General features: G+C 73.0%; 8 protein-coding genes. 4 read left to right on the top strand and 4 right to left on the bottom strand.

Annotated elements, in window-relative coordinates; genetic code table 11:
* Positions 1-787, bottom strand: a 787-nt coding sequence (locus CCS38_RS16260) for a hypothetical protein (RefSeq protein ID WP_223733994.1), incomplete at its 3' end; no start/stop codon positions are given.
* A gap of 188 nt (positions 788-975) precedes the next feature.
* On the opposite strand from CCS38_RS16260, the gene CCS38_RS16255 reads away from it, so the two are divergent.
* Positions 976-2136, top strand: coding sequence for a cystathionine gamma-synthase (locus CCS38_RS16255; protein WP_223733993.1), 1161 nt, complete (start codon positions 976-978; stop codon positions 2134-2136).
* Positions 2137-2203: 67 nt separating this feature from the next.
* On the opposite strand, the gene CCS38_RS16250 is transcribed toward CCS38_RS16255, so the two are convergent.
* From CCS38_RS16250 to CCS38_RS16240, 3 genes are all read right to left on the bottom strand, one after another.
* Complete coding sequence (locus tag CCS38_RS16250; protein WP_223733992.1) at positions 2204-2455, bottom strand: hypothetical protein; 252 nt, start codon at positions 2453-2455, stop codon at positions 2204-2206.
* A 31-nt stretch (positions 2456-2486) separates the two neighbouring features.
* Positions 2487-2957 (bottom strand): sigma factor-like helix-turn-helix DNA-binding protein, encoded by a 471-nt coding sequence (locus tag CCS38_RS16245; RefSeq protein WP_223733991.1) that lies wholly within the window; start codon positions 2955-2957, stop codon positions 2487-2489.
* A gap of 121 nt (positions 2958-3078) precedes the next feature.
* Positions 3079-3579, bottom strand: a complete 501-nt coding sequence (locus tag CCS38_RS16240) for a MarR family winged helix-turn-helix transcriptional regulator (RefSeq protein ID WP_223733990.1) — start codon at positions 3577-3579, stop codon at positions 3079-3081.
* A gap of 156 nt (positions 3580-3735) precedes the next feature.
* Here CCS38_RS16240 and ilvA point away from each other — a divergent pair, with 156 nt between their 5' ends.
* The 3 genes from ilvA to CCS38_RS16225 all read left to right on the top strand — a co-directional run bounded on the left by ilvA (position 3736) and on the right by CCS38_RS16225 (position 7144).
* Positions 3736-5043: a threonine ammonia-lyase gene (gene ilvA / locus CCS38_RS16235; RefSeq protein WP_223733989.1), complete on the top strand. Its 1308-nt coding sequence runs from the start codon at positions 3736-3738 to the stop codon at positions 5041-5043.
* Positions 5044-5309: 266 nt separating this feature from the next.
* On the top strand, positions 5310-6278 hold the full coding sequence (locus CCS38_RS16230) for an ATP-binding cassette domain-containing protein (protein ID WP_223733988.1): 969 nt from the start codon (positions 5310-5312) through the stop codon (positions 6276-6278).
* Positions 6275-7144 carry an ABC transporter permease gene (locus CCS38_RS16225; RefSeq protein ID WP_223733987.1) on the top strand — a complete coding sequence of 290 codons (870 nt, stop codon included), beginning with the start codon at positions 6275-6277 and terminating at the stop codon, positions 7142-7144. Before CCS38_RS16230 ends, CCS38_RS16225 begins: the two co-directional genes overlap by 4 nt.
* The last annotated feature ends 24 nt before the right edge of the window (positions 7145-7168 follow it).

Below are 7168 nucleotides of genomic sequence, written 5' to 3'. Positions count from 1 at the left end.
GGAGGAGCGACTTCGCGGGGGCGCCCGCGGCCGCGCGCTCGGTGAACGCGTCGGCGTCCTCCTTGGAGCCGTGCCACTTCTCCGACCAGTACGGCAGCGCCGCGAGGTGCGCGCCCATGTGCTGCGGCGCGCGCTGGACGACCTTGGACCACAGCTCTTCGTAGTCGGGGCGGCGGTCGCCGAGGCCACGGGCCGCGGCCAGTTCGATGATGTACGGGACCGGGCTGCCGGGGGCCAGCAGCCGCGCCTCCTGGCAGACCGTGCGGGCCTCTTCCAGGATCATGCGGAAGTCCTGCGAGCCGGGGTCGCGCATGGCCTGGACCACCAGGAACTGCGCGTGCGTCTGGGCGCCGCCGGAGTCCTTGGGCTTCTCGGAGCGCCACGTGCGCAGCCAGATGCCGCCGGGGGAGCCGCCCGGTGCCTCGGAGTGCGGGCCCGGCGCGCCGTCCTGGCCGGGCGCCGACGCGAACGCCGCGGCGCCCGCCAGGGACTGCACGCGCTGCCAGCGCCGCTCGTCGCCCTCGGGGGTGCCGGCCAGCAGCCGGGACGCCGGCCGCCAGTCCTGTGTGCGGGCGATCTCCTCCAGCGCCTCCGTCAGCTCCGGGTCGGGCCCGGGCAGCCGCGCGTCCAGCTGCTCGGCGGGCAAGAAGCCGTACCCGGCCATGGGGTCGGCGACCGACGCCAGGCCCCGGCCGGCCTGCTGGAGCGTGCGCCGGCGCCGCGCCAGGGGGTAGCCGATCAGCCCCGCGATCGCGAGGAGGGCGATAAGGGCGAGCAGTGCTTCCATGAGCAGTCAGTCGTTTCCAGGTCGGTGGGGCCGGTTGCGTGGGCCGGTCGGGTCGGTTGAGTGGGTCGGTCGGTCGGGTCGGCCGCGTCGGGCGGACGCGACGCGGTGTCTTGTTCTCTTTCCACTCTCCAGCGAAGCAGAAAGTTCCTGGCCGCGTGCAAGCCTGTGGACGACTACCCTCGTCAGCCATGAGTGATCAGCGCGGAGAGCGCCATCAGCACTTCGAAACCCTCGCCATTCACGCAGGTCAGGAGGCCGACCAGGCGACCGGCGCGGTATCGGTGCCCATCTACCAGGTTTCCACGTACAAGCAGGACGGCGTGGGCGGGCTGCGCGGCGGTTACGAATACAGCCGCAGCGCCAACCCGACCCGTACGGCTCTGGAGGAGAATCTCGCGGCCCTGGACGGCGGCCGCCGCGGCCTCGCCTTCGCCTCCGGCCTCGCCGCCGAGGACTGCCTGCTGCGTACCCTGCTCGTCCCCGGTGACCATGTCGTCATCCCTGATGACGCGTACGGCGGCACGTTCCGCCTCTTCGCCAAGGTCGCCGAGCGCTGGGGCGTGGAGTGGTCGGTCGCCTCCTCCTCCGACCCGCGGGCCGTACGGGAGGCGGTCCGGCCGCGTACCAAGGCGATCTGGGTCGAGACGCCCAGTAACCCGCTGCTCGGCATCACCGACATCGCGGCCCTCGCCGACGTCGCGCGCACCGCGGGCGCCAAGCTCGTCGTGGACAACACCTTCGCCAGCCCCTACCTCCAGCAGCCGCTCGCGCTCGGCGCCGACGTGGTCGTGTACTCGACGACCAAGTACATGGGCGGCCACTCGGACGTGGTGGGCGGCGCGCTCGTCGTCGACGACGACGCGCTGGGCGAGGAACTGGCCTTCCACCAGAACGCGATGGGCGCGATCGCCGGGCCGTTCGACGCCTGGCTGGTGATGCGCGGCATCAAGACGCTCGCCGTACGGATGGACCGGCACAGCGCCAACGCGGCGCGGGTCGCCGAGCTGCTGGCGGCGCACCCGAAGGTGACCAAGGTGTACTACCCGGGGCTGCCGGACCACCCCGGCCACGAGACCGCCGCCAAGCAGATGCGGTCCTTCGGGGGCATGGTGTCCTTCCAGGTCGCGGGCGGGGAGCAGGCCGCGGTGGACGTCTGCGACCGGGCGCGGCTGTTCACGCTGGGCGAGTCGCTGGGTGGCGTGGAGTCGCTGATCGAGCACCCGGGCCGGATGACGCACGCCTCGGCGGCGGGCTCCGCGCTGGAGGTTCCGGCCGACCTCGTACGGCTCTCGGTCGGCATCGAGTCCGTCGACGACCTGCTCGCGGATCTGACGCAGGCGCTGGGCTAGGCGGTACCTGTGCTCCGGTGCGCCGCCCCGCGTGCGGCGGCGCCCGGCTGGGCTCGGCGGGTCCGGGTCACCACCCCTCCAGCGGGGGCGTCGTCCGCGTCGGCGGCGGCATCCACGGCTGCTGCGTGGCGGCCCAGTACGTGAACGCCACGGCCGCGAGGAAGAGCAGCAGCCAGCCGGCCAGCTCCAGCCGGCGCCGCCGCCGCAGCAGCCGGCGGCCGCGCGCGGCGGCCCGCAGCGCGAGGTCGGGCGGGACGAGGGGGTGCGGCCCGTCGAGCATCCGCCGCACCTCCGCCTCCTTGCGGTCGGGCGCACTCACGACGCCACCGCCCCGGCCGCGACGCGTGGACTCACGAAGCCACCGCCCGCGGCCCGGCGCCGCGCCTCGTGCTGCGCATTTCCGCGATCGCGTGCAGGCACAGCGCGTGCACCCGCTCGGCGGGCAGTCCCAGTAGGGCCGCGGTCTGCTCCTCGGCGACGCCCTCGTACAGCCGCAGGACGAGAACCAGCCGTTCCTGCGGGCCGAGCCGGTCCAGCAGGCCGCCGCGCGGCCGCCGGTGGCGCCACGCCGTACGGGCGAAGTGCCCGGCCAGCTCCTGGCGGGTGCGGTCGTAGGGGTCCTCGCCGCGCAGCCGGTCCCAGGACGCGTACGTACGGGACAGCGCGGCGGTCAGCAGTTCTTCGGCGGCGGGGGCCGGGGCGCCGGACGGTTCTCCGGTCAGCAGCGTGGCCGTGTGCAGCAGCCGGCCCGCCGCGCCCGCCACGAAGGCTTCGAATTCCTGGGCGCGGCGGCGCTCCAGAGCTGCCCGCCGCTCTCGCACAGCGCCTCCCGGCTCGCGGGCCCGGCGGCCCGGCCATGGCTCCATGGCACGGCAGGGCGGGCAGGAGGTCAAGAGCCGTGCGGCAGGCGGTACGGCCCGTGGAGCCGCGCCCGGACGCTCCTCAGGACGCGGGCGTCCCCGGGGACAGCGACGCCGTCACCGTCGAGAGCGAGGTGTTGAAGCGGGTCAGGAGCGTGGTGAAGGCGTTGCGCTCCTCCTCGCTCCACTCCTCCGTGACCAGCGCCATCAGCTCGCGGCGCGACGCGCGCACCTCTTCCAGGCGGGCCCGGCCGCGCTCGGAGAGCTGCAGAACGACCGCGCGCCCGTCCTCCGGGTGCGAGGCGCGGGTGACCAGGCCCGCGTCGACCAGCGGCGCGACCTGACGGGTGACCGTGGAGGAGTCGATGCCCATGCCGGCGGCCAGGGCCTTGACGCCCATCGCGCCCTCCTGGTCGAGCCGGTTGAGCAGCAGGTAGGCGGCGCGGTCCATGGAGTTGCGCGCCTGCCCGACCCCGCCGAGCCGGCTCTGCTCGGCGCGTCGGGCGAAGACGGCCACTTGATGTTGCAGCGCGTCAAGAAGAGCGGGGTCGGTGTGGGTCGTCATGTCCGAAGAGGTGGGCATGGCCGGTTGCTCGCTTCATGGGGGTGCGTACGGATTGGGGGACAGAGTACGCGGCCCACGCGGGGACCGTACCGGCGCTGACCAAAGATGTACGGCCGCGGGGCGGCTCTCCGGGCCGCGGGCGCCCGCGGCGGCGCGAGCTGTAAGACTGGCGCCATGGCCGATCACACGCCGCAGACGCCCGCTTCCGCCGCATCCGGAGCCACCGGCCCCGCGGCGGCCGCCGCCGCTCCGCAGGCCGCCGCAGACGCAGGGGTGCTTCCCGCCGTCACGCTTGACGACATCATCGGAGCGCAGAAGCTGCTGTCCGGGGTGAGCCGGTCCACCGCCATGGAGGGCAGCCGCTACCTGTCCGGGCTGGTGGGCGCGCCGGTGCACTTCAAGTGCGAGAACCTCCAGCGCACCGGCTCGTTCAAGATCCGCGGGGCGTACGTGCGGATCGCCGGACTCTCGGCGGAGGAACGTTCCTGCGGAGTGGTGGCCGCGAGCGCCGGCAATCACGCGCAGGGCGTGGCGCTGGCCGCGTCCCTGCTGGGCGTCCGCTCGACCGTCTTCATGCCGGAAGGGGCCCCGCTGCCCAAGGTCGCCGCGACCCGCGACTACGGCGCCGAGGTGCGGCTGCACGGTCAGGTCGTCGACGAGACGCTGGCCGCGGCGCAGGAGTACGCCCGTGAGACGGGCGCGGTCTTCATCCACCCCTTCGACCACCGCGACATCATCGCCGGGCAGGGCACGGTCGGCCTGGAGATCCTGGAGCAGTGCCCCGAGGTCCGCACGATCGTGGTCGGCATCGGGGGCGGCGGGCTCGCCGCAGGGGTCGCGGTCGCCGTGAAGGCGGTACGCCCCGATGTGCGGATCGTCGGCGTGCAGGCGGCGGGCGCCGCCGCGTACCCGCCCTCGCTCGCCGCCGGGCGCCCCGTCTCGATCGAGTCGCCGGCCACGATGGCGGACGGCATCAAGGTCGGGCGGCCGGGAGACGTGCCCTTCGGGATCATCGGCGAGCTGGTCGACGAGGTCCGTACGGTCTCCGAGGACGCGCTCTCCAGCGCCCTGCTGCTCTGCCTGGAGCGGGCGAAGATGGTCGTGGAGCCGGCGGGCGCGAGCCCGGTCGCCGCGCTGCTGTCAGAGCCGGCGGCGTTCCAGGGACCGGTGGTCGCGGTGCTCTCCGGCGGCAATGTCGACCCGCTCCTCACCCAGCGCATCCTGCGGCACGGCATGGCGGCGGCCGGCCGCTACCTGTCGCTGCGGTTGCGCCTGACGGACCGCCCGGGCGCGCTCGCGACGCTGCTGGGCGTGCTGTCCGAGGCGGACGCCAATGTGCTCGACGTGAGCCATGTACGGACCGATCCGCGGCTCGGCATCACGGAGGCCGAGGTCGAACTGCACCTGGAGACGCAGGGCCCGGAGCACTGCACGGAGGTCGGCACGGCGCTCCAGGAGGCGGGATACACGGTGATCGCCTGACCGCCGGAACGCGACGTACACCGCTGCGGCCGATGTCCCCCGGGGCATCGGCCGCTGGCATGAGTACGGAGGGCAAGAAGGACTGCCGGGATATCGCGATGTATCGCGTTCTCGGTAACATCCGGGGAACGGTCGCTGAAAGGCGGGCCGGAGCGGCCTCGTCCTGTGGCGCAATCGTGGCGTCCTGCGGCGCCGGTCGCCCGCTGGGCGGGTGAAGTCCGGCAAACGTAAGATTTACCCCGAAAACCAACCCCGGGAGTGCCTAGATGCCAGGCGCTATTCACGCCGAGGGTCTCGTGAAGACCTTCGGCGAAGTCAGGGCTCTGGACGGCGTCGACCTCGACGTCCCCGAAGGAACCGTCCTCGGTCTGCTCGGCCCGAACGGCGCCGGCAAGACCACCACCGTCCGGGTTCTGACGACCCTGCTGCGGCCCGACCGCGGCACGGCGGAGGTGGCCGGGATCGACGTACTGAAACACCCCAACGAAGTGCGGCGCGCGATCGGCCTGTCCGGCCAGTTCGCCGCCGTGGACGAGTACTTGACCGGCCGCGAGAACCTGACCATGGTCGGCCGGCTGTACCAGATGGGTGCGAAGGCGGCGAAGGCGCGGGCCGGCGAACTGCTCGACCGGTTTCACCTCGCCGACGCGGGCGACCGGCCCGCGAAGACCTACTCCGGCGGCATGCGGCGCCGCCTGGACCTGGCCGCCGCGCTGGTCGTCAGCCCGCCCGTGATGTTCATGGACGAGCCGACCACCGGCCTGGACCCGCGCAACCGCCAGCAGCTGTGGGACGTCATCCAGGAGCTGGTCGCGGGCGGTACGACGCTGCTGCTCACCACCCAGTACCTCGAAGAGGCCGACCACCTCGCGCACGACATCTGCGTGGTCGACCACGGCCGGGTCATCGCGCGCGGCACCTCCGACCAGCTCAAGGCGCAGACCGGCGGCGAACGCGTCGAGGTCGTCGTGCACACGCCCGAGCAGCTGGGCACCGCCGACGAGGTGCTGCGCGGCTTCGGCAAGGGCGGGACCAAGGTCGAGCAGCACACCCGCAGAATCACCGTGCCGGTCAGCGGCGGCGCGAAGCTGCTAGCCGAGGTGATCCGCGAGCTGGACACCCGGGGCGTCGAGATCGACGACATCGGGCTGCGCCGGCCGACCCTGGACGACGTCTTCATCTCGCTGACCGGCCACGCGGCCGAGACACCGGCCGAAGAGGAGGAGGGCGCATGAGCATCATCACGGAGGCGTCCCGGCGGGCCGGTGCGCCGCAGCCGCACGGCGGCGTCGGACAGTCCGTACGGGACTCGCTCGTGGTCGCCCGGCGCAACCTCATCAGAATGCTGCGCATCCCGGAGATGGTGATCTTCGGACTGGTGCAGCCGATCATGTTCGTCGTGCTGTTCAGCTACGTCTTCGGCGGCGCGATCCAGCTGCCGGGCCAGCAGGGGCCGATCGACCCCGCGCAGTACCGCGCCTTTCTGATGGCGGGCATCTTCGCGCAGACCGTCACCTTCGCCACGGCGGGCGCGGGCGCCGGCATCGCGGACGACATGCACAAGGGCCTGATCGACCGCTTCCGCTCGCTCCCGATGGCCCGCGGCGCGGTCCTCACCGGGCGCACCCTCGCCGACCTCGTACAGACGGCGCTCACCCTCGTCGTGCTCGCGGCCGTCGCGCTGATCATCGGCTGGCGCACGCACGAGAACTTCGGGAAGGTGCTGGCCGGGTTCGGCCTGCTGCTCCTGCTGGGGTACGCCTTCTCGTGGATCGGGGCGCTGATCGGGCTGTCCGTGCGGACCCCGGAGGCGGCGACCTCCGGCGGCCTGATCTGGCTCTTCCCGCTGACCTTCGTCTCGAACGCGTTCGTGCCCTCGGATTCGATGCCGACGTTCCTGCAGCACATCGCCGAGTGGAACCCGTTCAGCGCCACGGTGCAGGCCGCACGCGACCTCTTCGGCAATCTGCCGCCCGGCTATCCGGTGCCGGACGCCTGGCCCATGCAGCACCCGATCCTGGCCTCGGTGCTGTGGTCGGTCGTCATCATCGCGGTCTTCCGCACGCTGGCGGTACGGAAGTACCGGTCGGCGACGGCGTGAGCGGGCGCGGCGCGCGGCGCGTGG

Source organism: Streptomyces purpurogeneiscleroticus (genome assembly GCF_020024005.1).
GTDB lineage: Bacteria > Actinomycetota > Actinomycetes > Streptomycetales > Streptomycetaceae > Streptomyces > Streptomyces purpurogeneiscleroticus.
The sequence above is the reverse complement of the archived record's forward strand: the minus strand, read 5'-3'. Positions and strand labels throughout refer to the sequence as shown.